Here is a 26,707-nt window from a genome sequence, read left to right on the forward strand (position 1 = left end):
ACACGATGGGAACGGATACCGAGGGTGGCCGCGACGCGGGACGCCTGGGCGAGCGGCTGAGCCTGCGTGAACAGGTCGCGCGCGCGGTCCGGGCGGCGCTGGTGGCGGGCCGGATGCAGCCGGGGGTGGTCTACTCCGCGCCGGCCCTGGCCACCCGCTTCGGGGTGTCCGCGACCCCGGTCCGCGAGGCGCTGCTCGACCTGGCCAAGGACGGCCTGGTCGAGCCGGTCCGCAACAAGGGCTTCCGGGTTCGCGCCGTGTCCGCGGCCGACCTGCGGGACATCCACGACCTGCGCGAACTCCTGGAGATACCCACGATCGGGCGGCTCGCCCGGGACGGCATCGCGGACGCGCTGCCGGCCCTGCGCGCACTGGTGGACGAACTCGCCGACGCGATCGACCGCGCCGACGTGCTCGACTACGTGGACGCCGACGACCGCTTCCACGCCCACCTGCTCGGCCTGGCCGGCAACGCGCGCCTGGTCCGGATGGTCGGCGAATTGCGGGCCCAGGCCCGGCTGTACGGTCCGCGTCCGCTGACCGAGCCGGCCGACCGGAGCCTGATCGCGGCCGAACACCACCGGCTGCTCGACCTGATCGAGGCACGCGATCCGGCCGGCGCCGAGGAACTGACCCGCCGGCACCTGGAGTGGTCGCGCACACCGAACCCGGCCCCGGTCCCGGACCCGGTCCCGGACCCGGCGCTCGTGGACCCGAGGTCCCCCGAACGGCCGTAACCCGGCGCCGCCTCGCTCGTTGTCCCGTCGAGCCGCCGCCGCGTGGCCGGCCGTCACGCGAGGATTCAGAGCATCCGGGAGAACCCACATGTTGGTCCGCACCGTGCTCACGAGTGCCTGCTGCGCCCTCGTCCTGGCCGGGGTCACCGGCTGTCAGGGTGACGACGTGCAGCCCCAGGGAGCGCGGGTCGAGGGCGGCGGCGGGGCCGCGAGCGGCCCGTCCGAGGCGGTGCTGGCCGTCCGCAAGGCGGCGGACGTCACCACCGGCGCGAAGAGTTCGCGCACCCGAACCACGATGACCATGCAGAACAACGACCGGGTGGTCAAGCTCACCGGTCAGGGCATGTTCGACTATGTCCGGCACATCGGCACCCTCACCGTGGACGCGCCCAAGGACTCCGGCATCGCCGGTCCGCTCCAGGAGATCCTCACCCCCGAGGCGCTCTACATGAAGAACGGGTCGCCGGGCATCCCGAAGGACAAGTGGGTGCGACTGGCGATCGACGGGCTGGCCGACGGCAACCTGGTCAGCGGCGGCGCGACCGACCCCGGGACGTCCTTCGAGATACTGCGCGGGGTCAACGACGACGTCGTGCTCGTGGGCACCGAGAAGATGGGCGCGGACACCGTGCGGCACTATCGGGGCACGCTGGACATCCGCAAGGCGCACGACCTGACCGCGCCGGAGGTGCGCGGGCCGCTGGCCGCGGCGCTGAAGACCTTCGACGGCGCGCCGATCCCGTTCGACGCCTACCTCGACGACGCGGGCCGGTTGCGCCGGGTCGACGAGTCGTTCGCGTTCGTGATGGGCCCGGAGGAGGGCAAGGCGGCACCGCCGACCGCGAAGGTGCACTCCTCGGCCGAGTTGTACGACTTCGGGGTCGTGGTCGACGTCAAGCCGCCCGAGGCCAAGGACCTGTACGTCGCGCCGACCCCGCCGGGAACACCCGCCAAGCGCGGCTGAGTCACTCCCGCGGAGTCGTTCCGGGCGGTCCCCATATGACCCAGGCGTGCCATGTCCGCGCCGCGGACCCGCCCCTACGCTGGATGGGCCGAGGCCCGTCCGGGGTGCGCACGAGGAGGTGATGTGGGTGTCACGGTTCTCCGATCGCGGTGTGCACGACCACGTCGTCCTCGACGAGATCGAACTCTACGGCGACCTGATGATCGCGGCGTCGGCGAGCGAGGGTCCGCTGACGCAGGCTCAGATCGACGCCGTGCTCGGGCTGGTCGGCGGCTGGGGGACGGCGACCCACACCCGGGCCGGCCCCCGTCGCCGCGGCCTCAGGAGCGCACCAGGCGTGCGATCGCCTGGGACGCCTCCTTGACCTTTTCGTCCGCTTCCGGTCCGCCCTTTTCCACCGCGTTCGCGACGCAGTGGCCCAGATGCTCCTCCAGCAGACTCAGCGCGAACGACTGGAGTGCCTTGGTCGCCGCCGAGACCTGCGTCAGGATGTCGATGCAGTACTCGTCCTCGGAGACCATCCGCTGCAACCCGCGGATCTGTCCCTCGACCCGGCGCAGTCGCTTGAGGTGCTCGTCCTTGCGCCCGCTGTAGCCGTGCCCGTGCCCCGATGCGCCGTGCGTCGCCGCCATCTCCGGTGCCTGCGGATCCTGTTCCACCGTCGTCTCCCGTATCTCTGTGGCCGTTCCCCACGTGTCCATGGCCCGATCGGGTGACCGTCCACGTTCCAAATTTACCCCCGGGGGGTATATCCGGCAAGCATTCGATCACGCACCGACGGCGCCGCCCGCACCCGTCGACCCGATCCGCCGGCGGTCATGCCGAATCGCCGATTCCGGTTCGTGTGATGTGGGCGACATGGATCGAGCGTAGGCCGCTCTGTCCTTCGAGGGGTGCCCGGACCCATACTCTGGCCGTGTGACGGGCGCCATGGGCGGCGGAACGGGCGGTTCCGCATGCCCGTTCGTCGCTCTGCGCGCGCGTCGCATTACCGCCGGGTACGGTCGGGGTCCGCGTCGGCTCCCCGGTTTGTGTGCGGCACTGCCGGAGCGCCTAGCATCGACGCCGACCACTTTCATTATCCCGGAGACCTCCAGTGCGATTGCGTCTGACCCCCAGGGAGACGAGCTTCTACGACATGTTCGCCGCAGCGGCGAGCAACCTGGTCACCGCATCCAAGCTCCTCACGGAGTTGCTCGGCGCAGAGGTCTCCGCTCGTCCGGAGATCGCCGAACGGATGCGCGCGGCCGAGCATGCCGGTGACGACACCACGCATGCGATCATGCGCCAGCTCAACGCCTCCTTCATCACGCCGTTCGACCGCGAGGACATCTACGCCCTCGCGTCGCAACTCGACGACGTCATGGACTACATGGAAGAGGCCGTCGACCTGGTCGTGCTGTACCAGCTCGACGAACTCCCCCCGCAGGTCGCGGACCAGATCGAGGTGCTGGTGCGGGCCTCGGAGCTGACCGCCGAGGCGATGCCCCGGCTGCGCACGATGAAGGACCTGACCGAGTACTGGATCGAGATCAACCGGCTCGAGAACCAGGCCGACCAGATCCACCGCAAGCTCTTGGCGCACCTGTTCAGCGGTGCGTACGACGCGCTGACGGTGCTCAAGCTCAAGGGCATCGTCGACGTGCTCGAAGAGGCCGCGGACGGGTTCGAGCACGTGGCGAACACGGTCGAGACGATCGCCGTCAAGGAGTCCTGACCCAGTGGAACTCACTGGTCTGATCATCGTCATCGGCGTCGCGCTCTTCTTCACCTACACCAACGGCTTCCACGACTCGGCCAACGCCATCGCGACCTCGGTGTCCACCCGGGCACTGACTCCGCGCGCGGCACTGGCCATGGCCGCGGTGATGAACCTCGCGGGAGCCTTCCTCGGCGAAGGCGTCGCCAAGACCGTCAGCGAGGGGCTGATCGCCACCCCCGAAGGTGACCAGGGTCTGATCATCCTGTTCGCGGCGCTGGTCGGCGCGATCTTCTGGAATCTGCTGACCTGGTACTTCGGACTGCCCTCGTCCTCGTCGCACGCGTTGTTCGGCGGTCTGGTCGGCGCCGCGCTCGCGGGTTCCAGCACCGTCTACTGGAGCGGGGTGATCGACAAAGTCGTCATCCCGATGTTCCTGTCGCCGGTGGTCGGCCTGGTCGCCGGCTACCTGGTGATGGTCGGGATCATCTGGCTGTTCCGGAAGTCCAACCCGCACAAGGCCAAGCGCGGGTTCCGGCTGGCGCAGACCGTCTCGGCCGCCGGCATGGCGCTCGGGCACGGCATCCAGGACGCCCAGAAGACGATGGGCATCGTGGTGATGGCGCTGGTGATCAGCGGTCATCAACAGGGCGACAGCATCCCGGTGTGGGTCAAGCTCGCCTGCGCCGTCACGCTCTCGCTGGGCACCTACGCGGGCGGGTGGCGGATCATGCGCACGCTCGGCCGCAAGATCATCGAGCTGGACCCGCCGCAGGGCTTCGCGGCCGAGACCACGGCCGCCTCGATCCTGTACACCACGGCGTACGTCTTCAAGGCGCCGATCTCCACCACGCACATCATCACCTCGGCGATCATGGGCGTGGGCGCGACCAGGCGGGTCAAGGCGGTGCGCTGGGGCGTCGCCAAGAACATCCTGATCGGCTGGTTCACCACGATGCCGGCCGCCGGCCTGGTCGCGGCCTGCGTGTACTGGATCACCCACCTGATCGTGGGCTGATCCGCGGACCGTGTGCCGCGTACGCGATGCAGGACGTACGGGGTAACCGGCCCGCGGGCGACATATCGAACGAGAGGGTCCACACCCGTCCCGGTGTGGGCCCTCTCGCATGTCCATCCCGACGTCCGTCGACGCTTCGACCGTCAGCCGAACCGGCCGGCGATGTAGTCCGCCGTGGATTCCTGGGTCGGCGCGGAGAAGATCGTCTCGGTGTCGCCGATCTCCACCAGGCGACCGGGCTGACCCGGGCCGGCGAGGTTGAAGAACGCGGTCTTGTCCGAGACGCGCGCGGCCTGCTGCATGTTGTGGGTCACGATGACGATCGTGTACCGCTCCTTGAGCAGCGCGATCAGGTCCTCGATCGCGAGCGTGGAGATCGGGTCGAGCGCCGAGCACGGCTCGTCCATGAGCAACACCTGTGGCTCGACCGCGATCGCGCGGGCGATGCACAGTCGCTGCTGCTGACCGCCGGACAGGCCCGCGCCGGGCTTGTTCAGCCGGTCCTTGACCTCGGTCCACAGGTTCGCGCCGCGCAGCGAGCGCTCGACGATCGCGTCCAGGTCGCCCTTGCGCTTGATGCCCGCGAGCTTGAGCCCGGCCGCGACGTTGTCGTAGATCGACATGGTCGGGAAGGGGTTGGGCCGCTGGAACACCATGCCGACCGTGCGGCGCACCGCGACCGGGTCGATCTCGCTGCCGTACAGGTCCTGCCCGTCCAGCGCGACCGAGCCGTCCACGGAGGCGCCCGGGATCAGCTCGTGCATGCGGTTGAGGGTGCGAATGAAGGTGGACTTGCCGCAGCCGGAGGGACCGATGAAGGCCGTGACCGAACGCGGCTCCATGGTCATCGAGATGTCCTCGACGGCCTTGTGCGAGCCGTAGTAGGCGTTGAGTCCGGAAACTTCGATGCGCTTGGTCATTCCTGCCTCGGAATCGGTGCGGTTGTCGGTGCCGCGGTCGGCCGGTCGGGTCGTCAGGGACTTCATCGGCTCCCCTTCGGGGCCTTCCAGCGGGCGATCAACCGCGCCGCCAGGTTCAGGATCATGACGATCAGGATCAGCGTCAGCGCGGCGGCCCAGGCCCGCTCCTCGGCGAACTGGTTGCCCGCGTGGTTCTGGTCGAAGACGTACAGCGGCAGCGCCGACTGCCAGCCCGAGAACGGGTCGGTGTTGATCGACTGGGTGAGTCCGACCAGCAGCAGCAGCGGCGCGGTCTCGCCGATGACCCGGGCGATCGAGAGCATGACACCGGTGACGATGCCGCCGAACGCGGTGGGCAGCACGACCTTGAGCACGGTGCGCCACTTCGGGATGCCCAGCGCCAGGCTGGCCTCGCGCAATTCGTTCGGGACCAGCTTGAGCATCTCCTCGGCGGAGCGCACCACCGTCGGCAACATCAGGATCATCAGCGCCAGCGACCCGGCGAAGCCGGACGCCTCGAAGCCCAGCATCATGATCCAGAAGGCGTAGATGAACAGACCCGCGACGATCGAGGGCAGCCCGGTCATCACGTCCACGAAGAACGTCACCGTCTTGGCCAGCCGGCCGCGCCCGTACTCGACCAGGTAGATCGCGGTGAGCAGCCCGATCGGGACCGCGATCAAGGTGGCCAGGCCGACCTGCTCCAGCGTGCCGACGATCGCGTGGTAGACGCCGCCGGTGTCGTCCCGGGCGCCCACGCCGCGCATCGAGTGGGTCAGGAAGTAAGGGGTCAGCTTGTCCCAGCCGCGCTGGATCGTGTAGCCGAGCAGGGAGATCAGGGGCAGTACGGCGAGCACGAACGCGGTGGAGATCAGGCTCGTGGCGAACCGGTCCCGGGCCCGACGGCTGTCCTCGTAGCGCCAGGAGACGGCGGAGAGGGCGACGATGAAGGCCACGCCCGCGAGGAAGACCGCGAGGGCCCAGTTGTCCAGGACCAGCTTCAGCACGACCGTCAGCGCCACGCCGCCGCCCGCGATCGCCCACGGCACCGAGCGCGGGAGGGTCCGGCGGGTCAGCGAGGCCGCGCGCGGATCCGGCAGACCACCGGCCTTCTCCACCGCGTCCGAACCGATGCCCGGGCGCTTGTCGCCCGTGTCGAGGACGGTCATGAGTTCGCTCCAGAGAACGCCTTGCGCCGGTTGATGACGACGCGCGCGGCGCCGTTGACGAGCAGCGTCATGACGAACAGGACCAGGCCCGAGGCGATCAACGCACCGCGACCGATGTCGTTGGACTCACCGAACTGGTTCGCGATGTTCGCCGCGATCGTGTTGTTGCCCGGGTCCAGGATGTGCACCGAGACCACGAAGCTGGGGGAGAGCACCATCGCCACCGCGATGGTCTCGCCGACCGCCCGGCCCAGGCCGAGCATCGAGGCGCTGATGATGCCGGGCTTGCCGTAGGGCAGTACCGCGACCCGGATCATCTCCCAGCGGGTCGCGCCGAGCGCGAGCGCGGCCTCCTCGTGGGCGCGGGGCACCTGGAGGAAGACCTCTCGGGTGACCGCCGCGATGATCGGCAGGATCATGATCGAGAGCACGATGCCGACGGTGAACAGTGTGCGGGCGGTGACGCCCGCCTGCTCCTTGTCGAACAGCGGGATCCAGCCGAGGTAGTCGGACAGCCACGCGTGCAGGCCGAGCAGCTTGGGGGCCAGGAAGATGTAGCCCCACAGGCCGTAGACCACGCTGGGCACGGCGGCCAGCAGGTCGACGATGTAACCGAGTGTCTGGGCGATCCGCCGGGGAGCGTAGTGCGTGATGAACAGCGCCACCCCCACCGCGACCGGCACCGCGATGACCATCGCGATGGTGGCGCTGACAACCGTGCCGAACACGAGGGTGACGACGCCGAAGGCGGGCTTCGCCGCGTTCGGGTCCCAACCCTGGTCGGTCAGGAAGCTGCCCTGGTTCTTCGACAGCGCGTCCGTCGCCTTGACCACGAGGAATATCGCGATCGCGGCCATGATGGCGAGCAGGCTGATGCCGGCGCCGCGGGCGGCACCGGAGAAGATCCGGTCGCCCGGCCGAACCTTGGTGCGCTTGGCCGCAGGGGCCTTGCGCTCGGGTTCCGCCGGTGCGGTGGGGGTGGTGGTGGACATCTCTCTCCGTACGAGTCGGTCGCTCAGCGGGCTCGGACTAGGACAGACCGGCCACGGCGGCGCGGACCTTGTCCGCGATCGTCGTCGGGAGCGGCGCGTAGCCGATGCCCGCGAGGACCTTCTGGCCTTCGGCGCTGGAGGTGTAGGTGAGGAAGGACTTGAGCAGCGGCAGCTTGTCCGCCGGGGTGCCCTTCTCGCAGACGATCTCGTAGGTGACCAGGATGATCGGGTAGGCGCCCTCGGCCTTGGTCGCGTAGTCCACGGTCAGCTTCAGGTCGTTGCCCTGACCGGCGATCTTCGCGGCCTCGACGGCCTTGCCCGCGGCCTCGGGGGTGAGCTTGACCGGAGCCGACGCGCCCGTGTTGATCTGCGCGATGCCCAGGCCGGAGTTCTCCGCGAAGGACTGCTCCATGTAGCTGATGCCGCCCTGCGTCTGCTTGACGATCGACGCGACACCCTCGCTGCCCTTGGCGCCCTGGCCGCCCGGGGCCTTCCAGTCCTGCGCGGCGTCGAAGGTCCAGTCGGCGGGGGCCGCGGCCTTGAGGTACTTGGTGAAGTTCTCGGTGGTGCCGGACGCCTCGGACCGGTGCACGGTCTGGATCGGGGTCGACGGCAGCTGCGCGTTCGGGTTCAGCGCCTTGATCTCGGCGGCGTCCCACTTGGTGATCTTGCCGTTGAAGATGCCCGCGATCGTCTTCGCGTCCAGGACCAGGTCCTTGACGCCGGAGACGTTGTACGCCACCGCGATCGGGCCGGTCACCATCGGCAGGTTGATCGCCTGGCCGGGAGCGCACGCGGCGCCGGCCTTGGCGACCTCTTCCGGCTTGAGCGCCGAGTCGGAGCCGGCGAAGGTGACCTGCTTGTCGAAGAACGACTGGCGGCCGGCGCCCGAGCCCGAGCCCGCGTAGTCGATCGAGGCGCCCGAGCACTTGGCCTGGTAGGCCTTGATCCACTCGTCCAGCGCGTTCTTCTGGGCGCTGGAGCCGGCGCCGGCGAGCTTGCCCGTGCCGCAGTCACCCTTGGGCGCCTCTGCGCCGGGAGCCGAGGCCGCCTTCGTCGACGACTTGTTGTCGTCCCCCGAGCTGTTGTCGTCGGAGCCGCACGCGGCCAGCGTGAGCGCGCCGGCGAGTGCCAGGCCGGTGAAGCCGATACCGCGACGGACACTGCGGGGCCGAATGGTCACGGCGCTCCCTTTCGATCGAACTCGACTCGTGGTGCGACGACCCGAACGGTCGCCGTCATCCATGAAGTTAGGCCGTGAGAATGAAGCGATCCGCCGCGCAAAGTGAACCGAGGGTGAACTCGAACGGTCGAGTCAGATAAGCCGACCGCTGGATGAATTGTCCGCTCATGTAGCCATTTACCGCCCGTGAACTGGCCCTTTGTCGCGCACGCCGAATCACGTTCACCCACTGTTCAGATGCACGCCGGGTGACGTTCCGTGAACCGTGATCACGACTTGACCGAGTGCTCAGCTCCCCGTCGGGTAGGGGGCGTACCGGCCCATGGCCACCACGCGGCCCGCCCACGCGTGCAACACGGCGAATTCCCCGGGCAGCAGGGGCTCGGCGGCCAGCCGCGCGGCGGTCATCCCGGGAGCGCCGCCGGGCAGGTCCGGAACCGGCGCGCACAGCAGCGTGGGCCGGCCGCCGCGCAGCGCGTCGGCCACCGAGCACGCGGTAGAGCGCATCCGAGCGCCCACCGCCGCGACATACGGCGCCACCGTCGCCACCGCGGCCGGCGTCGTGGCGCCGTGCACCTCGACCGGACCGAACGCGGCGAGCATCGGCACCAGGTCCCGCGCGTACGCCGGACCCGCGCGCAGCACCAGCACCGGGACCGTCGCGGGCGGCGGTCCGGTGCGAAACGCGTCGGTCAGCGACGCGGTGTAGTCCGGGGTCCCGGTCAACGTCGCGGCCTCCTCCGGCGGGCCCCACCACATCCGGTCCACCTCCGGATTGGGGGCGAACTCGCCGGCGACCGCCTCGGCGACCCAGTAGCGGTTGATCTTGAGGCGATCGCGCGAGTGCATCGGGTAGCTGAGCACGCCCAACTCCCGTCCCAGGATCGCCCGGTAACCGGTCTCCTCGGCGATCTCGCGCACGGCGGCCACCACCGCGGGCTCGCCGGACTCCAGCTTGCCCTTCGGGAAGGACCAGTCGTCGTAGCGCGGTCGATGCACCAGCCCGACCTCCACGCCGTCCCCGGACCGGCGCCACAACACCCCGCCCGCGGCGAGTACCGGGTCGCGCCCGGTGTGCGCGACCCGAGCGGGGTCATCCATCGAGCCACGCCCGCACGTCCGGCGTGCAGGCCCTGGGCCACACGCGCGTGAACGCGTACCGCCGAGCGGTGGCGACCTGCCGCTCGTGCGCGTACAACTCGCCCAACACGAAGGCGGCCGGCCCGCCGACCCGGGGCCCGGCGGCGAGCTCGGCGATCGCGTCGGCGGCGATGGTCGCGTCTTGGTGCACGCCGAGCACCTCGGTCACCGCCTTGAGCCGCCGGGCCAGTCGGGCTGCCGGCGGCCCGAACGCGGGTACGCACATGTCGGCCGCGTAGCGGGCCCGCTTGGCCAGGATCCGCACCCGGTGCCAGGCCTCGTCGTCGGTGCCCGCGTACGGGGTGAACCCGGCGTGGTCCGGCGGATAGGGCACCCCGGCCGCCTCCAGCGGCAGTGCCCCGGCGGCGCGGTCGAGCCGGCGCAGCGTGCGGGCGACCAGTTTGGGTACGACCTCGGCGCCCGGGGCCGCGGCCCGCTCGGTGAAGGTCAGGCCCAGGGCCGGTTCGACCAGGTCCGCGGACAGCGTGGTGAACACCCCCGAGCCGAGCGCGTCCAGCGCGCGGGCCCGGCCGGCGCCCTGATCGCCGCGCAGCCGGCGGGTGAGGATCGCCCGGGCCCTGGCCGTGCCGGGCCGCTCGGGCAGCGCGTCCAGGTCGGCCGACAGGCGTTCGAGGAGCACCTCCGCGTCGCGCTCGCCCGCCAGCGCGTCCGCGGCGTCGCGCAGCCGGGTGCGCAGCAGCGCGGCCGGCTCCGGCGCCAGGAGCGGTCCGCACGTGGCCAGCGCGCTGCGGATGCGCCGGGCGGCCACCCGCGCGTTGTGTGCGGCCTCCTCCTCGCCCGCGCTCAACCGGGGCAACTCGTCGATGAACGCCCCGGCCTCCCCGACCAGATGCGCGAGCAGGATCGCGCCGGCCGAGGTGTCCTCGGCCGCCGCGCGCTGCCGAGGGATGGTCGTCGCCTGCTTACTCCGGGCCACGTCTGCGCCTCCGGGTCTCGATGAGGTGCTCCTGCACGTCACGAAGCCGGGTCCCGTCGGCGGCGGTCGCGTGCCGGGTCCAGACGCCGTCCCGGTCCAGATGCCAGGACGCGGTCTCCGGGCTCATCCCCAGGTCCATGAAGGACGTCATCTCGTCGCGGTGTCGATCGCCGCGCAGCCGCACCGCGGCCTCGACCCTGCGGTCCAGGTTGCGGTGCATCAGGTCGGCACTGCCGATCCACACCTCCGGTTCGCCGCCGCCGGCGAACACCCATACCCTCGAGTGTTCCAAAAATCGCCCGAGAATACTGCGCACCCGGATGGTCTCGGACAGTCCGGGAACACCCGGGCGCAGCGCGCAGATGCCGCGGATCCACAGATCGACCGGGACCCCGGCCTGCGAGGCGCGGTACAGCGCGTCGATCACCAGTTCGTCGACCAGCGAGTTCGACTTGAGCCGCACGTACGCCGGCAGCCCCTGCTCGTGGTTGTCCACCTCGCGCTCGATCCGCTCGACCAGCCCGTTGCGCAGCGAGTGCGGGGCGACCAGCAACCGCCGAAACGATTGCGCGCGCGAGTAGCCGGAGAGCCGGTTGAACAGGTTCGACATGTCCTCGCCGACCTGCGGGTCGGCGGTCAGCAGGCCCAGGTCCTCGTAGAGCCGGGCCGTCTTGGGGTTGTAGTTGCCGGTTCCGATGTGGCAGTAGCGGCGCAGCGTGTCGCCCTCCTGGCGGACCACCAGGCTCAGCTTGGAGTGCGTCTTGAGCCCCACCACGCCGTGCACGACATGGCAGCCGGCCTGCTCCAGCTTGCGCGCCCAGGTGATGTTGGCGTGCTCGTCGAAGCGGGCCTTGAGCTCGACCAGGACCAGTACCTGCTTGCCGGACTCGGCGGCGTCCACCAGCGCGTCCACGATCGGCGAGTCGCCGGAGGTGCGGTACAACGTCTGCTTGATCGCGAGCACGTGCGGGTCGGAGGCGGCCTGCTCGAGGAAGGCCTGCACCGAGGTCGCGAACGAGTCGTAGGGGTGGTGCACCAGGACGTCGCGCTTGCGCATCGCGGCGAACACGTCGGCGGCCTGCGCGGTCTCCACCTCGGCCAGGTCGCGGTGGGTGCCGGCGACGTACCGGCCGAACTTGAGCTCGGGCCGGTCCAGGTCGGCGATCGCGTGCAGCCCGGTCAGGTCGAGCGGACCGGGCAGCGGGTAGACCTCCTTCTCACCCACGCCCAGCTCGCGTACCAGCAGGTCGAGTACGTGCGGGTCGATGTTCTCCTCGACCTCGAGTCGGACCGGCGGCCCGAACCGACGGCGCATCAACTCCCGCTCGAGCGCCTGGAGCAGGTTCTCCGCGTCGTCCTCCTCGACCTCCAGGTCCTCGTTGCGGGTGACCCGGAACGCGTGGTGGCCCAGCACGTCCATGCCCGGGAACAGGTCGCCGAGGAATTCGGCGATCACCTCCTCGAGCGGCACGAAGCGGGCCGGCGAGGTCTCCACGAAGCGCGGCAGCAGCGGCGGCACCTTGACCCGGGCGAAGTGCTCGTTGCCCGAGCGCGGATTGCGCACGATCACGGCCAGGTTCAGCGACAGGCCGGAGATGTACGGGAACGGGTGCGCCGGGTCCACCGCCAAGGGGGTCAGGACCGGGAAGACCCGCTCGCGAAAGAGCGCGTACAACGACTGCCGCTCGCCGTCGGTCAGGTCGTCGAAGTGCAGCAACTGGATGTCGGCCTCGCCGAGCGCGGGCAGCACGTCGTGGTGGAAGCACGTGGAGTGCCGGGCCATCAGCGCACGGCTGCGCGACCAGATGTTCTCCAGCACCTCGCGCGGCTGGAGCCCGCTGGCCGCGCGCACCGCCAGGCCGGTGGCGATCCGGCGCTTGAGGCCGGCCACCCGGACCATGAAGAACTCGTCGAGGTTGGAGGCGAAGATGGCCAGAAACCGCGCCCGCTCCAGCAGCGGCGTGCTCGGGTCCTCGGCCAGTTCGAGGACCCGCTCGTTGAACGCCAGCCAACTGCCCTCGCGGTCCAGGAACCGGTCCGGCGGCAGGTCGGCCTCCACCCGCGGCGCCGCCGCGGTGACCGTGGCCGTGGCGCCTGCCTTCGCCGGGGGCACGGCCACGGCCAGGTGTCGGGAGGATCGCGCGGCGGGAGTTTCGGCGTTCATCAGACCATTGTCTTTTCGCGACGGTCTATGTGCACCTGTGCGACCCCGACCCGAAACAGATGTTCGCCAGGTTTCACACGGTGTTCAGCGTCGGTACATCACATCGACGGTATGCACGCGAAAGCCCAAACGGGTGTACACCTTGACCGCCGCCTCGTTGTCCGCGTCCACATAAAGCAGTATTTCGGCAAGCGGACGACCGTCGACGGTGTGCTGGGCCAGGTGCCGCAGACCCACCGAGGTCAGCAGCGCGCCCAGCCCGCGGCCCTGGGCCGCCGGGTCGACACCGACCACGTACACCTCGCCCAGCGGGCCCGAGTCCGCGGTCGCGGGGTGCGTCTTGGTCCAGTGGAAACCGAGCAGTTCGCCGCTGTTCGTGTCCTCGGCGAGGAAGAAGCCGGCCGGGTCGAACCACGGCTCGGCGAACCGCCGGCGCAGGTCGTCCGCGGTCCACGCGCCCTGCTCGGGGTGGTGTGCGAAGGCCTTGGCGTTGAGCGCCAGCCAGGCCCGGTCGTCGGTGCCGGGGGTAAAGGCGCGCAGCCGCACGTCGGCGGGCACGTCCAGGTCGGGCACCGCGGTACCGGCCGCGCGACGCATCTGCCACAGCTCACGGAACGCGGTGAAGCCGAGTGCCGCGGCCAGCCGCTCGGCCGCGGGCAGCTTGCCGTGCGCCCACACCCGCAGCCTGCCGTCCCCGTCGATGTGGGCGGCCTCGGTCACCAGCGCTTCCAGCAGCGCCCGGCCCAGGCCCCCGCCGCGCGCGTGCGGTGCGACGAACAACTCGGCGGACGGACCGTCCACGGGGTCCGAGCCGTCCAGGTGCGCGAAGCCGACGATCGTGTCGCCGTGGTGGGCGAGCACCTCGCGCGCCGCCGGCGCGCCGTGCCGCAACTCCAGCCGGGACTGTTCGGACAGCGGCGAGGCACCGTCGACGCCGGCCGCCGTCTCCGCCAGGGCCAGTACGGCTTCGGCGTCCTGCGCCGAGGCCCGATTCACCGTCTCGATCGACACATCCGCGAGGTCCATGGCCTTTACGGTACTGAGCGCCGCCTCGGGTCGTCGCGCCGCCGTCAGCCGCAGCCGCAGCTTCGCCGGACCACCAGCGTGGACGGGAAGGTACGCACCCTGGGGTCGCCGGCCGCGGCCGGTTCGCGCTCCAGGGCCAGCTCGACCGCCGCGCGGGCCATGCCCGGCCGGTCCGAGGTCACCGTGGTCAGCGGCGGATCGGCGATCGCCGCCTCGGCGATGTCGTCGAAGCCGACCACGGCGAGGTCGTCCGGTACCCGCAGGCCCGCCTCGCGCGCCGCGTGCAGGACACCCATCGCCTGGTCGTCGGTCGAGCAGAACAGCGCCCGGGGCCGATCCGGGCCGGTCAGCAGCGACAGCGCGACCTGGTAGGCGCCGAACCGGCCGAACGGCGCCTCGTGCAGCAGACCGTCGGTGGGCAGCCCGCGTTCGGCCATCGCCCGCCGCCAACCGGTGACGTGGTCGGTGACCGGGTCGCCCGAGTCCGGTGTGCTGGGCGGGCCGCCCAGGCAGTCCACCCGGGTGAAGCCGTGGGTGTCGAGCAGGTGGCGGACCGCCGTGTAGGCGCCCTCCACGTCGTCCACGATGACCGCGTCGCCGCCCAGCGCGTCGGGCTGACGGTGCATCAGCACCACCCGGACGTCCCGGGTGGCGATCTCGCGCGCGGCGCGCTCGGAGGGGCCCTGGCTGACCAGCACGAGTCCGGACACCTGCATGCCCAGGAACGCGCGCACGTAGTGCAGCTCGCGGTCGTCCTCGTAGTCGGAGTTGCCGATCAGCACCAACCGGCCCTGTTCGAACGCGGCCTGCTCGACGGTGTGCGCGAGTTCGGCGAAGAACGGCTGTCGGGCGTCGGGGATCACCAGGCCGATCAGGTTGGTCCGGCGGCTGGCCATCGCCTGGGCCACACTGTCGGGCCGGTAACCCAGCTTGTCTATCGCCGCGAGCACACGCTCGCGCGTGGCCGGCGCGACCGGGCGCGGGCCGTTGTTGACGACGTAGGAGACCACCGCGGTGGAGGTCCCCGCGAGGCGGGCGACGTCGTCGCGGGTCACTTTGGGCACCCGGTCATTGTAGGGACGGCGACCGGCGCGACTCACGGGAGTTCACAACCTGGACGCGGGACGGGATGGTCCTCCGTGTTGCTCCGGATAAGTCTGCTTTGTGCGTGTGGGCAAGGGATGTGACGCCCCGTCGGGTCGATCGACGGGCCCGGCGCCGAGGGGTGGATCACGTGCGGTCGGCAAGCGCGGGCTCGCCCACGCCCCGATCGGGCACCACGAACCGGTAGCCGACGTTGCGCACCGTGCCGATCAACGACTCGTGCTCGGGCCCGAGTTTCGCGCGCAGTCGGCGTACGTGCACGTCGACCGTGCGGGTGCCGCCGAAGTAGTCGTATCCCCACACCTCCTGCAACAACTGGGCCCGGGTGAACACCCGGCCCGGGTGCTGCGCGAGGTACTTGATCAGCTCGAACTCCTTGAACGTCAGATCGAGCACCCGGCCGCGCAGCTTCGCGCTGTAGGTGGCCTCGTCGATGCTCAGGTCGCCGTTGCGGATCTCGGTGGGCTCGTCCTCCGCGCCCTGCGCCGCCTGGAGCCGGCCGATCGCCAGCCGCAACCGGGCCTCGACCTCGGCGGGCCCGGCGGTGTCCAGCAGGACGTCGTCGACCCCCCAGTCCGCGGTCAGCGCGGCCAGGCCGCCTTCGGTGGCCACCAGCACCAGCGGGGCACCGACCCCGGTGGTGCGCAAGACCCTGCACAGGCTGCGCACCTGGGGGAGGTCACGCCGGCCGTCGACCAGGATGACGTCCGCGGCGGGCGCGTCGACCAGCGCGGAGGCCTCCGCCGGGGCCACGCGTACCTGGTGCAGCAGCAGACCGAGCGCGGGCAGCACCTCGGCCGACGGCTGGAGCGCGTTCGTGAGCAGCAGCAGTGCACTCAACGGGACACCTCCCAAAACAGGCACAGAAACACGAAAGGACCCGGGGCATCGTCGCCCGGATCCTTCATTGGTCGCCGGCTCGTCCGATTCCGTAACCGTTCGGGAACCACTTCTGGGGTCCGTGGGGTGTGCCCGTCATCGGAGGTGAGCCTGCGGGGTCAGGATAGCGAACATGTCTCGAGGAACCGACCTACCCGGGGATCTTCCCGCACTGCGGACACCTTCGGGTCCGTCTTTCACCGGAATGCCTGCACCCGAGCAGGCCGTCCTGATCACCGACGACGACGTGCGGATCAGCGCCGTCCACCGACCCGGAGCCGATGTCGGCACCCGCGATCGGGTCTTCGTGGTCGCCCACGGGTTCACCGGTTCGTGGCGTCGGCCGGCCGTCGGCGCGGTGCTGGACGGGCTGCGCGCGCACGGCGGGGTGATCGGTTTCGACTTCCGCGGCCACGGCGCGTCCACGGGGCTGAGCACGGTGGGCGATCGCGAGGTGCGCGACCTGGAGGCGGCGGTCGGATGGGCCCGCAGGCTCGGCTACCGACGGGTGGTCACGGTCGGCTTCTCGATGGGCGGCAGCGTCGTGCTGCGGCACGCGGCGCTGTACGACGGCGTCGCGGCGGTGGTCGCGGTGAGCGCGCCGGCCCGCTGGTACTACCGGGACACCCCGCCGATGCGCCGGGTGCACTTCGCGATCGAGCGCCGGACCGGGCGGGCGGTGGCCCGCTTCGTGCTGCGCACCCGGATCTCCGCCCGAACGTGGGATCCGGTGCCGCTCGCCCCGTTCGAGGCCGCCGCGGCGATCGCGCCCACGCCGCTGCTCGTGGTGCACGGCGACAGCGACCCGTATTTCCCGTTGGACCACCCCCGACAGATCCACGACGCGGCCGGAGCCCCGAAGGACCTGTGGATCGAGCCCGGCCTCGGCCACGCCGAGAACGCGGTCGGCGCCGACCTGGTGGACCGGATCGCGCGGTGGGCCCGGGCGCACGCCGAGGGGTGATCCGGGTGCCGGGGGACCGAACGGCCCGTCGGGAGGCGTCATCATGGATGCTGCACACTTCGGCGCCGTTCGGGCACACCAGCCGCGGACGCACACACGGACACACGGGAGGGCGCGCGATGGCGGTCGGCACCATGCGGTACTGGGCCGCGGCGAAGGAAGCCGCGGGCACGCCCGAGGAGCCGTACGACGCGGTCACCCTCGCCGACGCGCTGCGGCGGGCCCGAGAGCGGCACGGCGACTCGACCCGCTTCGGCGCGGTCGTCGCGAACTGCTCCTTCGTCGTGGACGGCGATCCGGTGGGACTGCGCGACCACTCGGCGATCACCCTGACCGAGGGCGGCACCGTCGAGGTCCTGCCCCCCTTCGCCGGCGGATGAGCGGGCGACGCGGACGCCCGACGGGCGACCGATACGAGGAGCCGGGCGGGTACGACCCGGCGGCGATGTACCAGGGCGACCCGCAGGCCGACCCGGGCGCGTCGGGACCCGGCTACGGCGAACCGGCCTTCGCACCGGCCGGGGAGCACTACGGCGAGCCGTACGGCGCCCCGGCCGGCGAGGCGTACGGGGGGCCACACCAGGGCGGCGGCCACGCCGAGCCCGGGCCGTACGCGCAGCCCGTCGAGCACGGCGGCCACGGCTACCCGCAACAGTCCTACGCCGGGCCGGACGGGTCGCACGGGAGTTACGCCGCGCAGGGCTACGAGCCGGAGTCCTACGCGCCGGAGCCTTATGCACAGGAGCCCTACCCCCAGCAGGGGTCCTATCCGCAGGAGTCCCCTCCGCAGGCGTACGCCGAGCCGGTCCCGAGCGGGCCCGGCGGGGGGTACGGCTACCCGGACGCGACGGAGATGTCGCCCGCGCTCGCCGAATCCGGCCGGGACGACGCGTACGGCTCGGGATACCCGGACCAGGACGGCGCGACGAGCGTGCTGCCGGCGATCGTCGAGCCGCTTCCCGAGGCCGGGACGGACCACTCCGGCGGGTACGGGGCCGAGGTCGACCTCTACGACGAGGGGCGCGCCGACTACGCCGGGACCGATTACTCCGGGACCGACTACTCCGGGACCGATTACTCCGGGACCGACTACCCGGGGACCGACTACGACGCGGACCACGCCCTCGACGCGGCCGGGGCCACCGCCCTCGAGCCCGCCCTCGAGCCCGCCGTCGGCACCGGTCGTCGGGTCGCGCGGGTGCCCGCCCAGCGCACGGGCGAGCCGTCCACGCGGGCCGCGCGGACGCCCCGGACGCCGATCTGGGATCCGCCGGGCATGTTGCCGGCGCTGTGCACGGTCGGCCTGGCCGCGGTCCTGGCGGTGACCGCGATCGCCGGCAAGCCGGCCCTCGTGCTCGGCGTCGCGTTCCTGCAAGTGCTCACCGCCGCCGGGTGGTTCCGGCTCAACGGCATGTGGCCCGCGCGCCAGGGCATCGCGCTGGTCGTGCTCGCCGCCTTCGCCACCGACATCGCGGTGTACGCCAAGGGCGAGCAGGGGCTCGCGAGCGTGCCGGCCGTGCTCGCCTGCACGCTGCTGGTGGTGCTCGCGCTCCAGGCCCGGAGCGGAGCCCGACCGGGCGAGTTGTTGCCCGCGCTCACCGTGACCACGTCCGCCGCGCTGATCGCCGCGTTCGACGTCGCCTACCTGGTCGCAGGCGACCTCGAGGGCGGGCCGATCGACGCGGGCGCGGCCGTGGTCGCCGCGGTGTTCGCGGCCGGTGTCGCGACGCTGGTCCGGGCGGTGCCGCTGCCGCCGGCCGTGGCACCGATCCCGTCCTGGCTGCTGGGCGCCGCGGCCGGCGCGGGCGCGGGCATCGCGCTCGGCGGCGAGGCGCCGTACGCCGCGCTGCTCGGCGCCGGCGCCGCGGCGCTCGGGCTGCTCGGCCGGCGGATCGCCGGCTACGACCATCCGTCCAGGTTCGTGCACTTCACCGCCGGTGTGTCCCTGCCGCTCGCGCTCGCCGCGCCGGCCGCGTACCTGCTGGGACGGGTCATGATCGGCTGATTGACCGTACGGCGGCGGCTCCGCCACGGGAGGATGCGGCCATGCCGTGGATATACCGCCGGTCCCGCCCCGGGAGCCGGGATGAACCGCCGGACCCGCCCGCCCGTATGGCGGGTGTGACGCATCGTTCGGAACTGCTCGGCGCCGAGGCGCAGGCGGACCCGGCGGCGGCTCGGGCCTTCCTGGCCCGTCCCGCTCGCGGGGACGACCGTCCCGCCGCCGACCCGCTGCACTCGGCGTCCCGAATATCCACCGCCGACGAGGCGGTCATCCGCACGCTCTACCTCGAACACGGCGGCCCGCTGCTGGGTTTCGCGCTGCGGCTGACCGGCGGCGATCGGGCCTGGGCCGAGGACGTGGTCCAGGAGACGCTGCTGCGCGCGTGGCGCCACCCCGAGGCGCTGGACCCCACCCGAGGCTCGGTCCGGGGCTGGCTGTGCACGGTGGCCCGCAACGTGGTGATCGACGTCGGGCGGGCCCGCAAGGCCCGCCCGCCCGAGACCGGCGACGCGGCGCTGGCGACGGTGGCGGACGAGGGCGCCGAGGCCGAGTTCGACCGGGCCGTGCTCGCGTGGGACGTCGCCGACGCGATGGCCGCGCTGAGCCCCGAGCACCGCGCGGTGTTGTTGGAGACCTACTACCGGGGCAGTTCGGTGGCCGACGCGGCCAAGGCCCTGGGAGTACCCGAGGGCACGGTCAAATCACGGACGTACTACGCGCTGCGAGCGCTGCGCGTGGCCTTGGAGGAAAGGGGGTTGGTCCCGTGACGGACACCGGGGACGAGAACGCGGCGGCGAGCGGCGCCGCTCCCGACGCGCATCCGCCGAAGCCGGCGGGCCCACCCGCCCGGCTGGGCTGCGCGGTGGCCCGCCTGGACCTCGGCGCGTTCGTGGTCGGCGCCCTCGACGAGAACGAGGCCGCCCGGGTCCGTCAACACGTGGCCACGTGCCCGCGCTGCCGGGCCGAGTACGAAGAACTCGCGGGCCTGCCCACCCTGCTCGCCCGGCTGACCGCGGCCGAGGCGCAGGCAAGCGGCGCGGCCGCGAACGGCGTCGTGCCCGCACGCGTGTTGTCCGCCGCGGCCCGACAGGCGGATCGGCGCCGCCGGTCGCGCCATGCGGTGGCCGCCGCGGCGGCCGTGTTGATGGTCCTCGCGGGGCTCACCGGTTGGGCCCTCGGCGACTCCTCGGACACCGGCGACGCGGCCGGCGCACCGTCGACGACCGCGCCCCCGGGGCGCCCGACCGCGACGGCCGGTCCGGCCGGGACCGCGGCGCCGCCCGGATTGCCGGGCCTTCGGATCGCCCGCGGCGGCGACCCGCGCTCGGGCATGGGCGCCGAATTGCGCTACGCCGCCACCGCGTGGGGCAGCAGCGTGGACCTGTCGCTGTCCGGCATCCGGCCGGGCACCCGTTGTCAGCTCGACGTCTACGGCACCCGGGGGCGGGTGGAGACGGCGTCCTCGTGGGTGGTCCCGAACGGCGACTACGGCCCCGGCGACCCGATCCGGGGCGCGACCAGCATCCCGGTCGGGGAGATCACCCGATTCGCCGTCAAAACCGTCGGCGACGGCGCGGAACTGCTGGAGATCCCGCCCGCCCAACCATGACAAAGCGGTGCCAATTGTCCGCCCATCTCAATGGGCGGACAATTTTGTCTCACATCTTGGGCCGTGCATGACACGAGTGGCCCACCCTCCCTACGATCGATGGTGTGAAGCGACAGGCGGACGACCTCACCAAGCGGCGCGCAGTGGACCTGTGCCGCACGCAGACCTGCCTGTGTTGCGCTGACTGACTTGCCGACAGTCGTCGATCGGCGATGCGCCCGAGGCGGATCGCGACCGACCGTCGGACCCGGGACCCGAACCGTGTGACGACGCGGTGGAACGGGCACCCGGCCCCCGCGTAGCAACCACGGACACACCCACACCCCCGCCTGCCGCGGCGCCGCGGCACGCCCGGGTGTACCCCGAGACCGCACATCCGCGGCAATCCCGCGCACTTCTGCACCGGAGGTATCCCCATGAGCCGCTCCGACGTTCTGGTAGACGCCGACTGGGTCCAGGCCCGCCTGGACGACCCGAAGGTCGTCCTCGTCGAGGTCGACGAGGACACCAGCGCCTACGTCAAGAACCACATCCGCGGTGCGGTGCGCATCGACTGGCGCGACGACCTCCAGGACCCGGTCAAGCGCGACTTCGTCGACGAGGCCGGCTTCTCCGCGCTGCTGTCGGCCAAGGGCATCTCCAACGACGACACCGTCGTGCTCTACGGCGGCAACAACAACTGGTTCGCGTCCTACGCCTACTGGTACTTCAAGCTCTACGGCCACGGCGACGTCAAGCTGCTCGACGGCGGTCGCAAGAAGTGGGAGCTCGACTCGCGTGAGCTGGTCGTCGAGGTGCCCGAGCGCGCCGCGACCACCTACGTGGCCAAGGAGCAGGACAAGTCGATCCGCGCCTGGCGCGACGACGTGCTCGCCGCGATCGGCACGCTGAACCTGGTCGACGTGCGTTCGCCCGACGAGTTCTCCGGCAAGCTGCTCGCCCCGGCGCACCTGCCGCAGGAGCAGTCGCAGAAGGCCGGCCACGTGCCGACCGCGAAGAACATCCCGTGGTCGAAGGCCGCCAACGACGACGGCACCTTCAAGACCAACGAGGAGCTCACCGCGCTGTACGAGGGCGAGGGCGTGGACCTGGCGAAGGACACCATCGCCTACTGCCGGATCGGCGAGCGCTCGGCGCACACGTGGTTCGTCCTGCACGAGCTGCTGGAGCAGGGCAACGTCCGCAACTACGACGGTTCGTGGACCGAGTACGGCGCGCTGGTCGGCGTGCCGATCGAGCTCGGCGACGGCAAGTGACCGACGGCTACCCGACCAACCCGACTTCAGGGAGCAGGAACGATGTGCGGTGCGAAGGCCGGCGGCCCGGATCTGGCAGGAGTTGACGTGGCGAAGGAAACCATCATTCAGGGGGCGGTGACCAAGGGCGGGCAGCCGATCAACGGTTACGTGCGCCTGCTCGACGCGGGTGGCGACTTCACCGCCGAGGTGCCCACTTCCGCGACCGGCCAGTTCCGGTTCTTCGCGGCCCCGGGCAACTGGACCGTGCGGGCACTCGTGCCCGGCGCGACCGTGGACCGCAGCGTCGTGGTGTCCGAGAAGGGCACCGTCGCCGAGGTCGAGATCGCGGTCTGATCCCCGACGGGTCGGGTCTCCTTCGGACGTACACCCTCGGAACCCGCTACCCGATCGGTGGCAAGAACGGCTCCGCCCCTCCCCACGTGCTCGGGGGAGGGGCGGGGTCGTTTTTGGTGTGTGCCCCGGGTCGTCGGGGCAGAAAGGTTTCCGTATCTTCGGGGGATCCGCCTCGGGCGGATCTTTCGGGGCGGGGCACCGGAAGCAGGGCGCGACGCCGGGAGGCACACGTGGCATGGGTGATCGTGATCATCGCGGGAGTCCTGGAGACCGGATTCGCCATCATGCTCAAGCAGAGCCACGGATTCACCCGGTTGTGGCCCACCGTCGGCTTCGCCGCGTGCGCGCTGGGCAGTTTCGGGCTGCTCACCTACGCGCTCAAATCCCTGGAGGTGGGCCCCGCGTACGCGGTGTGGACCGGGATCGGCGCGGCGGGCACCGCGCTCGTGGGCATCTGGCTCCTGAACGAGGGCGCGTCGCCGCTCAAACTGATCTCGATCGGCCTGGTCCTGCTCGGCGTGATCGGCCTGAACATCTCCGGAATCAGCCACTGACCGCGAAGCCGCGCGGCCGATCGGTCAGTACACCAACGCCTGGGCGCCGTCGGCGAGCGCCTCCTGAACGAACACCTGCGCGCCCGCGATCCGGATCCCCGGCAACACGTCGTCGCCGGTGATCTCGCGGCGCGCCGCGCACTGCGTGCACAGCGTCACCCGACCGCCCGCGATCAGCGCGTCGAGCAGATCCGGCAGCGGCGCGGCGTGCGGGAGTTCGAACTCGGCGGCGCGCCCGGGCAGGGCGAACCAGGACGACTCGCCGGTGAGCCACAGCGACACGTCCACTCCCGACGCGAGCGCCACGGATGCCACCGTGAACGCCTGGGAGCAGCGCTCCGGCGCGTCCTGACCTGCGGTGACCTTGACCACGAGAGATCGCTTCACGGCCCGCAGCCTATACACTGAGGCCGTTTGGCACCCGGCCAGGTCGACCTGGCCCACCCGTACAGAGCACGAGGAGCACCCGGGCGATGCACATCTTCTTCATTGCGCTGCTGGCCGTGGTCGGCGTCCTCGTCGCGTGGTTCGCCGCCCTGACCGTGTCCAAGCTGTACAAGGGCCAGAACTGAGCGCGGGACCGATAGGCTGACCCGCCGTACCCGACCCCGGAAGCGGCCGCCCCACCATGATCGAAATCCCGGACGACCTGCACTTCGACGCCGTCCCGCTCGCGTTCCTGCTCGGCACCTGGGAAGGCGCCGGTGTCGGCGACTACCCGACCATCGAGGCGTTCCGCTTCGGTCAGCAGGTCACCTTCGGCTACATCGCGAACAAGCCGTTCCTCACCTACACCTCGCGCACCTGGCTGCTCGACGACGAGGGTGAGCGGGTGCGCCCGCTGGCGACCGAGACCGGCTTCTGGCGTTCGAAGCTGGACGGTTCGGTCGACGTGACCCTCGCGCACCCCACCGGGATCGTGGAGATCTGGCTGGGCAAGGTGGACGGCCCGCGCCTGGAGATGCGCACCGACGTGGTCGCGCGCACCGAGGACGCGAAGGACTACACCGCGGGCCACCGGCTGTACGGTCTGGTCAAGAGCGAGTTGATGTACGCGTACGATATGGCCGCCATGGGGCATCCGCTCCAGGCCCACGTCTCCGCCCAGCTCAAGCGGGTCGACGCCGACCTCGCGGCCGAATAGCGCCGGACGGCGCCGAACCGGACGCGACCGCGCCGAGGAGCCCGGGGACCGGCCCGCACTCGTAAACTTCCCTGCGTGAGCACTGACTGGAAGCACGAACTTCGGGAGAAGGGCTACCGGCTCACGCCGCAACGCCAACTCGTCCTCGAAGCGGTGAACACCCTGGGTCACGCGACGCCGGACGAGATCCTGGCCGAGGTGCACAAGACGGCCGGCGGGATCAACATCTCGACCGTCTACCGCACCCTGGAACTGCTCGAACAACTCGACCTGGTCACCCACACCCACCTCGGGCACGGCGCGCCGACCTACCACCCGGCCGACGTCGGGGGCCATCTGCACCTGGTCTGCCGGGACTGCCGTCGGGTGATCGAGGTGGGCACCGAAGTGGCCGCGGCGATGGGCGAGCAACTGCGCGCCGAGCACGGATTCGACATCGATCTCGCGCACTTCGCGATCTTCGGCCGCTGCGCAGAGTGCACCGCGGCCCGGGTTCCCTGAACCGGGGCAACGGCACTGGGCCGCACCGGTCTCGTACTGTGGGGACATGCCCACGAGCCCCTTGTTGTCCCTGCCCGGCGCGGTCGCGGCGGAAGCCCCCGACGCCGGCGTCGCCGCGCACTACGGCGATCCCCTGCGCGAACAACGTCGGCTGGAGGCGGGCGAGGGCTTCGTCGACCTCTCCCACCACGACGTGATCAAGGTGAGCGGTCCGGATCGGCTGAGCTGGCTGCACTCGCTGACCACGCAACACCTGACCGACCTGAAGCCGCACGAGGCGACGCTGACCCTCGTGCTGAGCCCGCACGGGCACATCGAGCACGCGCTGTACGGGGTGGACGACGGCGAGGCGTTCTGGGCCCACCTGGAGCCCGGCGAGGCGCCCGCGCTGGTCGAGTTCCTGGACCGGATGCGCTTCATGTTGCGGGTCGAGGTCGCGGACGTGTCCGCCGACTTCGCGATCGTGCACGAGGCGGGCGACCCCGGCGACACGCCCGAGGAGGTGCTGGTGCGCGCCACGGATCACGGCCGCGAACTGTTCCTGCCGCGCGAGCGCCTGGAGCGGTACGGCCGCGAGCACGCGCACCCGGCCGGCATGTGGGCGTACGAGGCGCTGCGGATCGCCGCGTACCGGCCCCGGCTGGGCCAGGAGACCGATCACCGCACGATCGTGCACGAGCTGGGTCTGATCGACACCGCCGTGCACCTGGACAAGGGCTGCTACCGGGGCCAGGAGACCGTCGCGCGCGTGCACAACCTGGGCCGCCCGCCGCGCCGGCTGGTCTTCCTGCACCTGGACGGCACGCCGGAGGCGCTGCCCGCGCACGGCGCGCCGGTCGAACTCGCGGGCCGGCAGGTCGGCTTCGTCACCAGCGCGGTGCGCCACCACGAACTCGGCCCGATCGCGCTGGCGCTGATCAAGCGCAACACCGCGGTGGACGCGGAACTCCTGGCCGGCGGCGTGCCGGCCACCCAGGAGATCGTGGTCCCCGCGTAGTCCTCGTCGGCCCGGGCGGGCCCTTCGGCTAGCGGATCTCGCGGCGGCGGATGCGGTGCAGGCGCCGCCGCTGCGAGCGGTCCAGGGTGAAGTAGGCGACGACCGGCAGGCCGATCGCGACCGCCACGACGGTCCAGGCGATCCACGACGGCAACACGATCAGCGCGATGATGGCGACGACGATCCCGGCCGCGATGTACGGCCCGCGGTGCGACATGGTCCAACCCCTTTCGGTCGGTGTACCCGACGCCCATTCTGCTTCCCCGCGGGGCCCGCGAACATGGGGAGAACCCCCGGGAACGAGAATCGCCGGGGCGCGCGTCCGGCTCACCGGCGGGGGTCGTGGGGGTTGCGTGCGCCGGTCACATGTCCACGACGAGGGTCATCGGGCCGTCGTTGACGAGCGCGACCTTCATGTCGGCGCCGAACACGCCGGTGGCCACCTGCGCGCCCAGCGCGCGCAGTGCCGCGACGACCTCGGCCACCAGGGGTTCGGCGACCGGGCCCGGCGCGGCCTCGTTCCAGGTCGGTCGACGACCCTTGCGGGCATCGCCGTACAGGGTGAACTGGCTGATCACCAGCAGCGGCGCGGACAGGTCCGAGCAGGACTTCTCGCCGTCCAGGACGCGCAGGCTCCACAACTTCGCGGCCAGTCGGCGGGCGATCTCGGGAGTGTCGGTGTGCGTCACGCCGACCAGGACGCACAGTCCGGGGCCCACGATCGAGCCGACGACCTCCCCTTCGACGGTCACGGATGCTTCGGTCACGACCTGCAGGACGGCACGCATGGGCCCATTCTGCACACCCGTCCGGACCGATTCCGAGCCATGTGGCACGCGGCGGTCTGCCCGACATGACACGATGCGTCTCATGGTGGATCTTCCCGACGGAGTGGCCCCGGAGGCCATCCGCGCACTCACGCTGAGTCGGGTTCGCGAGCTCATGCGTGACGCCCAGCGCGAGGAGAACGATCTGTCCTACCTGCGGAGACTGCTGCAAGGGCGGATCGACATCCTGCGCGCCGAACTGGCCCGGCGGTCCGGCCAGGACGGTGCCGAACCCGAATCGCCGGTGGTGGGCCGGCTGCCCGAGATCCTGTCCGAGTCCAGACCGCCCACCCGGGGCGCGCGGCACGTCAACGTCCAGCCGCCGCGCACCGACCGCTACCGGAGTTGGATCGAGCAACTGCTGGCCGACGTGGGCCTGTCCGACCTGGCCGCGCACACCGATGCGGAACTGGGCGAGGCGCTGGACAAGCTCGGCGCCCACGAGCAGGAGGTGTCCTCGCGCCGGCACCGCCTCCAGCGCACCGCCGACGACTGCGCAGCCGAGATCACCCGCCGCTACCGCGAGGGCGAGGCGAAGGTGGAGGACCTGCTGTCGGGCCGATGACCACGTCGGGTCCGAAC

31 protein-coding genes are annotated in these 26,707 nt (G+C 71.3%); 17 read left to right on the forward strand and 14 right to left on the reverse strand.

Translation table 11 applies throughout. The features are described from left to right. The first annotated feature begins 5 nt into the window (after window positions 1-5). Together ACIRL2_RS29750 and ACIRL2_RS29755 are read left to right on the forward strand one after the other, a co-directional pair. On the forward strand, window positions 6-737 hold the full coding sequence (locus ACIRL2_RS29750) for a GntR family transcriptional regulator (protein WP_402236049.1): 732 nt from the start codon (window positions 6-8) through the stop codon (window positions 735-737). Between the two features lie 88 nt (window positions 738-825). Further along, entirely contained in the window at window positions 826-1,701 is an 876-nt protein-coding gene (locus ACIRL2_RS29755) for a hypothetical protein (RefSeq protein ID WP_395864416.1), read from the forward strand. Between the two features lie 320 nt (window positions 1,702-2,021). On the opposite strand, the gene ACIRL2_RS29760 is transcribed toward ACIRL2_RS29755, so the two are convergent. After that, complete coding sequence (locus ACIRL2_RS29760) at window positions 2,022-2,402, reverse strand: metal-sensitive transcriptional regulator (RefSeq protein WP_395864414.1); 381 nt, start codon at window positions 2,400-2,402, stop codon at window positions 2,022-2,024. 395 nt (window positions 2,403-2,797) lie between these two features. On the opposite strand from ACIRL2_RS29760, the gene ACIRL2_RS29765 reads away from it, so the two are divergent. Together ACIRL2_RS29765 and ACIRL2_RS29770 are read left to right on the forward strand one after the other, a co-directional pair. Beyond that, entirely contained in the window at window positions 2,798-3,418 is a 621-nt protein-coding gene (locus ACIRL2_RS29765) for a DUF47 domain-containing protein (RefSeq protein ID WP_020552276.1), read from the forward strand. Between the two features lie 4 nt (window positions 3,419-3,422). Next, entirely contained in the window at window positions 3,423-4,418 is a 996-nt protein-coding gene (locus ACIRL2_RS29770) for an anion permease (RefSeq protein ID WP_402236053.1), read from the forward strand. 143 nt (window positions 4,419-4,561) lie between these two features. On the opposite strand, the gene pstB is transcribed toward ACIRL2_RS29770, so the two are convergent. From pstB to ACIRL2_RS29820, 10 genes are all read right to left on the reverse strand, one after another. Continuing rightward, window positions 4,562-5,338, reverse strand: coding sequence for a phosphate ABC transporter ATP-binding protein PstB (gene pstB, locus ACIRL2_RS29775; protein ID WP_395864719.1), 777 nt, complete (start codon window positions 5,336-5,338; stop codon window positions 4,562-4,564). Between the two features lie 62 nt (window positions 5,339-5,400). Then, a complete protein-coding gene (gene pstA, locus ACIRL2_RS29780) occupies window positions 5,401-6,507 on the reverse strand; it encodes a phosphate ABC transporter permease PstA (protein WP_402236055.1) in 1,107 nt (368 codons plus the stop codon). Beyond that, a complete protein-coding gene (pstC, locus tag ACIRL2_RS29785) occupies window positions 6,504-7,499 on the reverse strand; it encodes a phosphate ABC transporter permease subunit PstC (RefSeq protein ID WP_395864409.1) in 996 nt (331 codons plus the stop codon). Before pstC ends, pstA begins: the two co-directional genes overlap by 4 nt. A gap of 37 nt (window positions 7,500-7,536) precedes the next feature. Further along, a complete protein-coding gene (gene pstS, locus ACIRL2_RS29790) occupies window positions 7,537-8,682 on the reverse strand; it encodes a phosphate ABC transporter substrate-binding protein PstS (protein ID WP_395864407.1) in 1,146 nt (381 codons plus the stop codon). A gap of 288 nt (window positions 8,683-8,970) precedes the next feature. Next, the gene (locus ACIRL2_RS29795; RefSeq protein ID WP_395864405.1) at window positions 8,971-9,783 is read right to left on the reverse strand and encodes an NUDIX hydrolase; all 813 of its coding nucleotides are present in this window, start codon (window positions 9,781-9,783) and stop codon (window positions 8,971-8,973) included. Continuing rightward, on the reverse strand, window positions 9,776-10,759 hold the full coding sequence (locus ACIRL2_RS29800; RefSeq protein ID WP_395864403.1) for a CHAD domain-containing protein: 984 nt from the start codon (window positions 10,757-10,759) through the stop codon (window positions 9,776-9,778). The genes ACIRL2_RS29795 and ACIRL2_RS29800 overlap by 8 nt, the downstream gene beginning before the upstream one ends. Continuing rightward, the gene (locus ACIRL2_RS29805; RefSeq protein WP_402236059.1) at window positions 10,746-12,923 is read right to left on the reverse strand and encodes an RNA degradosome polyphosphate kinase; all 2,178 of its coding nucleotides are present in this window, start codon (window positions 12,921-12,923) and stop codon (window positions 10,746-10,748) included. Before ACIRL2_RS29805 ends, ACIRL2_RS29800 begins: the two co-directional genes overlap by 14 nt. 84 nt (window positions 12,924-13,007) lie before the next feature. Then, window positions 13,008-13,949 (reverse strand): mycothiol synthase, encoded by a 942-nt coding sequence (gene mshD, locus ACIRL2_RS29810; protein ID WP_395864399.1) that lies wholly within the window; start codon window positions 13,947-13,949, stop codon window positions 13,008-13,010. Between the two features lie 44 nt (window positions 13,950-13,993). Further along, the gene (locus ACIRL2_RS29815) at window positions 13,994-15,013 is read right to left on the reverse strand and encodes a LacI family DNA-binding transcriptional regulator (RefSeq protein ID WP_395864397.1); all 1,020 of its coding nucleotides are present in this window, start codon (window positions 15,011-15,013) and stop codon (window positions 13,994-13,996) included. A 166-nt stretch (window positions 15,014-15,179) separates the two neighbouring features. Further along, window positions 15,180-15,893: a winged helix-turn-helix domain-containing protein gene (locus ACIRL2_RS29820; protein ID WP_395864396.1), complete on the reverse strand. Its 714-nt coding sequence runs from the start codon at window positions 15,891-15,893 to the stop codon at window positions 15,180-15,182. 244 nt (window positions 15,894-16,137) lie between these two features. Here ACIRL2_RS29820 and ACIRL2_RS29825 point away from each other — a divergent pair, with 244 nt between their 5' ends. The 9 genes from ACIRL2_RS29825 (at window position 16,138) to ACIRL2_RS29865 (ending at window position 22,656) form a co-directional block, all read left to right on the forward strand. After that, a complete protein-coding gene (locus ACIRL2_RS29825) occupies window positions 16,138-16,896 on the forward strand; it encodes an alpha/beta hydrolase (RefSeq protein WP_395864394.1) in 759 nt (252 codons plus the stop codon). 119 nt (window positions 16,897-17,015) lie between these two features. Further along, window positions 17,016-17,276: a MoaD/ThiS family protein gene (locus ACIRL2_RS29830; RefSeq protein ID WP_395864393.1), complete on the forward strand. Its 261-nt coding sequence runs from the start codon at window positions 17,016-17,018 to the stop codon at window positions 17,274-17,276. Further along, window positions 17,273-18,901: a hypothetical protein gene (locus tag ACIRL2_RS29835; protein ID WP_402236065.1), complete on the forward strand. Its 1,629-nt coding sequence runs from the start codon at window positions 17,273-17,275 to the stop codon at window positions 18,899-18,901. The genes ACIRL2_RS29830 and ACIRL2_RS29835 overlap by 4 nt, the downstream gene beginning before the upstream one ends. A 116-nt stretch (window positions 18,902-19,017) precedes the next feature. After that, window positions 19,018-19,668: a sigma-70 family RNA polymerase sigma factor gene (locus tag ACIRL2_RS29840; RefSeq protein ID WP_395864389.1), complete on the forward strand. Its 651-nt coding sequence runs from the start codon at window positions 19,018-19,020 to the stop codon at window positions 19,666-19,668. After that, complete coding sequence (locus tag ACIRL2_RS29845; RefSeq protein WP_402236068.1) at window positions 19,665-20,510, forward strand: anti-sigma factor family protein; 846 nt, start codon at window positions 19,665-19,667, stop codon at window positions 20,508-20,510. Before ACIRL2_RS29840 ends, ACIRL2_RS29845 begins: the two co-directional genes overlap by 4 nt. Window positions 20,511-20,614: 104 nt before the next feature. After that, window positions 20,615-20,698 carry a putative leader peptide gene (locus tag ACIRL2_RS29850; protein ID WP_360319360.1) on the forward strand — a complete coding sequence of 28 codons (84 nt, stop codon included), beginning with the start codon at window positions 20,615-20,617 and terminating at the stop codon, window positions 20,696-20,698. A gap of 228 nt (window positions 20,699-20,926) precedes the next feature. Continuing rightward, window positions 20,927-21,766 (forward strand): sulfurtransferase, encoded by an 840-nt coding sequence (locus tag ACIRL2_RS29855; RefSeq protein ID WP_395864386.1) that lies wholly within the window; start codon window positions 20,927-20,929, stop codon window positions 21,764-21,766. A gap of 42 nt (window positions 21,767-21,808) precedes the next feature. Next, window positions 21,809-22,102 carry a DUF1416 domain-containing protein gene (locus ACIRL2_RS29860; RefSeq protein ID WP_020552259.1) on the forward strand — a complete coding sequence of 98 codons (294 nt, stop codon included), beginning with the start codon at window positions 21,809-21,811 and terminating at the stop codon, window positions 22,100-22,102. Window positions 22,103-22,332: 230 nt separating this feature from the next. Beyond that, window positions 22,333-22,656 (forward strand): DMT family transporter, encoded by a 324-nt coding sequence (locus ACIRL2_RS29865; RefSeq protein WP_395864384.1) that lies wholly within the window; start codon window positions 22,333-22,335, stop codon window positions 22,654-22,656. 24 nt (window positions 22,657-22,680) lie between these two features. Here the strand turns inward: ACIRL2_RS29865 and ACIRL2_RS29870 are convergent, their stop codons facing one another. After that, window positions 22,681-23,043 carry a DsrE family protein gene (locus ACIRL2_RS29870; protein WP_360319300.1) on the reverse strand — a complete coding sequence of 121 codons (363 nt, stop codon included), beginning with the start codon at window positions 23,041-23,043 and terminating at the stop codon, window positions 22,681-22,683. Between the two features lie 241 nt (window positions 23,044-23,284). On the opposite strand from ACIRL2_RS29870, the gene ACIRL2_RS29875 reads away from it, so the two are divergent. From ACIRL2_RS29875 to ACIRL2_RS29885, 3 genes are all read left to right on the forward strand, one after another. Continuing rightward, a complete protein-coding gene (locus ACIRL2_RS29875) occupies window positions 23,285-23,800 on the forward strand; it encodes an FABP family protein (protein WP_402236073.1) in 516 nt (171 codons plus the stop codon). Window positions 23,801-23,875: 75 nt separating this feature from the next. Beyond that, window positions 23,876-24,301 carry a Fur family transcriptional regulator gene (locus ACIRL2_RS29880; protein ID WP_395864380.1) on the forward strand — a complete coding sequence of 142 codons (426 nt, stop codon included), beginning with the start codon at window positions 23,876-23,878 and terminating at the stop codon, window positions 24,299-24,301. A 46-nt stretch (window positions 24,302-24,347) separates the two neighbouring features. Beyond that, window positions 24,348-25,298 (forward strand): YgfZ/GcvT domain-containing protein, encoded by a 951-nt coding sequence (locus tag ACIRL2_RS29885; protein WP_395864378.1) that lies wholly within the window; start codon window positions 24,348-24,350, stop codon window positions 25,296-25,298. Between the two features lie 28 nt (window positions 25,299-25,326). On the opposite strand, the gene ACIRL2_RS29890 is transcribed toward ACIRL2_RS29885, so the two are convergent. Both ACIRL2_RS29890 and dtd read right to left on the reverse strand, forming a co-directional pair. After that, on the reverse strand, window positions 25,327-25,515 hold the full coding sequence (locus ACIRL2_RS29890; RefSeq protein ID WP_395864376.1) for a hypothetical protein: 189 nt from the start codon (window positions 25,513-25,515) through the stop codon (window positions 25,327-25,329). 145 nt (window positions 25,516-25,660) lie between these two features. Next, a complete protein-coding gene (gene dtd / locus ACIRL2_RS29895; RefSeq protein WP_395864374.1) occupies window positions 25,661-26,086 on the reverse strand; it encodes a D-aminoacyl-tRNA deacylase in 426 nt (141 codons plus the stop codon). 82 nt (window positions 26,087-26,168) lie between these two features. Between dtd and ACIRL2_RS29900 the strand changes: the two genes are divergently transcribed. Next, window positions 26,169-26,690 carry an ABC transporter substrate-binding protein gene (locus tag ACIRL2_RS29900; RefSeq protein WP_395864372.1) on the forward strand — a complete coding sequence of 174 codons (522 nt, stop codon included), beginning with the start codon at window positions 26,169-26,171 and terminating at the stop codon, window positions 26,688-26,690. Window positions 26,691-26,707: the final 17 nt, after the last annotated feature.

This window comes from Embleya sp. NPDC127516, assembly GCF_044765325.1.
Classification (GTDB): domain Bacteria; phylum Actinomycetota; class Actinomycetes; order Streptomycetales; family Streptomycetaceae; genus Embleya.

What these genes read in the sequence shown, in the direction of transcription:
- ACIRL2_RS29750 (WP_402236049.1), top strand. Translation starts at nt 6, where the DNA reads ATGGGAACGGATACCGAGGGTGGCCGCGACGCGGGACGCCTGGGCGAG.
- ACIRL2_RS29755 (WP_395864416.1), top strand. Translation starts at nt 826, where the DNA reads ATGTTGGTCCGCACCGTGCTCACGAGTGCCTGCTGCGCCCTCGTCCTG.
- ACIRL2_RS29760 (WP_395864414.1), bottom strand. Translation starts at nt 2,402, where the DNA reads ATGGACACGTGGGGAACGGCCACAGAGATACGGGAGACGACGGTGGAA.
- pstB (WP_395864719.1), bottom strand. Translation starts at nt 5,338, where the DNA reads ATGACCAAGCGCATCGAAGTTTCCGGACTCAACGCCTACTACGGCTCG.
- pstA (WP_402236055.1), bottom strand. Translation starts at nt 6,507, where the DNA reads ATGACCGTCCTCGACACGGGCGACAAGCGCCCGGGCATCGGTTCGGAC.
- pstC (WP_395864409.1), bottom strand. Translation starts at nt 7,499, where the DNA reads ATGTCCACCACCACCCCCACCGCACCGGCGGAACCCGAGCGCAAGGCC.
- ACIRL2_RS29795 (WP_395864405.1), bottom strand. Translation starts at nt 9,783, where the DNA reads ATGGATGACCCCGCTCGGGTCGCGCACACCGGGCGCGACCCGGTACTC.
- ACIRL2_RS29805 (WP_402236059.1), bottom strand. Translation starts at nt 12,923, where the DNA reads ATGAACGCCGAAACTCCCGCCGCGCGATCCTCCCGACACCTGGCCGTG.
- mshD (WP_395864399.1), bottom strand. Translation starts at nt 13,949, where the DNA reads ATGGACCTCGCGGATGTGTCGATCGAGACGGTGAATCGGGCCTCGGCG.
- ACIRL2_RS29825 (WP_395864394.1), top strand. Translation starts at nt 16,138, where the DNA reads ATGCCTGCACCCGAGCAGGCCGTCCTGATCACCGACGACGACGTGCGG.
- ACIRL2_RS29830 (WP_395864393.1), top strand. Translation starts at nt 17,016, where the DNA reads ATGGCGGTCGGCACCATGCGGTACTGGGCCGCGGCGAAGGAAGCCGCG.
- ACIRL2_RS29835 (WP_402236065.1), top strand. Translation starts at nt 17,273, where the DNA reads ATGAGCGGGCGACGCGGACGCCCGACGGGCGACCGATACGAGGAGCCG.
- ACIRL2_RS29855 (WP_395864386.1), top strand. Translation starts at nt 20,927, where the DNA reads ATGAGCCGCTCCGACGTTCTGGTAGACGCCGACTGGGTCCAGGCCCGC.
- ACIRL2_RS29860 (WP_020552259.1), top strand. Translation starts at nt 21,809, where the DNA reads ATGTGCGGTGCGAAGGCCGGCGGCCCGGATCTGGCAGGAGTTGACGTG.
- ACIRL2_RS29875 (WP_402236073.1), top strand. Translation starts at nt 23,285, where the DNA reads ATGATCGAAATCCCGGACGACCTGCACTTCGACGCCGTCCCGCTCGCG.
- ACIRL2_RS29885 (WP_395864378.1), top strand. Translation starts at nt 24,348, where the DNA reads ATGCCCACGAGCCCCTTGTTGTCCCTGCCCGGCGCGGTCGCGGCGGAA.
- ACIRL2_RS29890 (WP_395864376.1), bottom strand. Translation starts at nt 25,515, where the DNA reads ATGTCGCACCGCGGGCCGTACATCGCGGCCGGGATCGTCGTCGCCATC.
- dtd (WP_395864374.1), bottom strand. Translation starts at nt 26,086, where the DNA reads ATGCGTGCCGTCCTGCAGGTCGTGACCGAAGCATCCGTGACCGTCGAA.
- ACIRL2_RS29900 (WP_395864372.1), top strand. Translation starts at nt 26,169, where the DNA reads ATGGTGGATCTTCCCGACGGAGTGGCCCCGGAGGCCATCCGCGCACTC.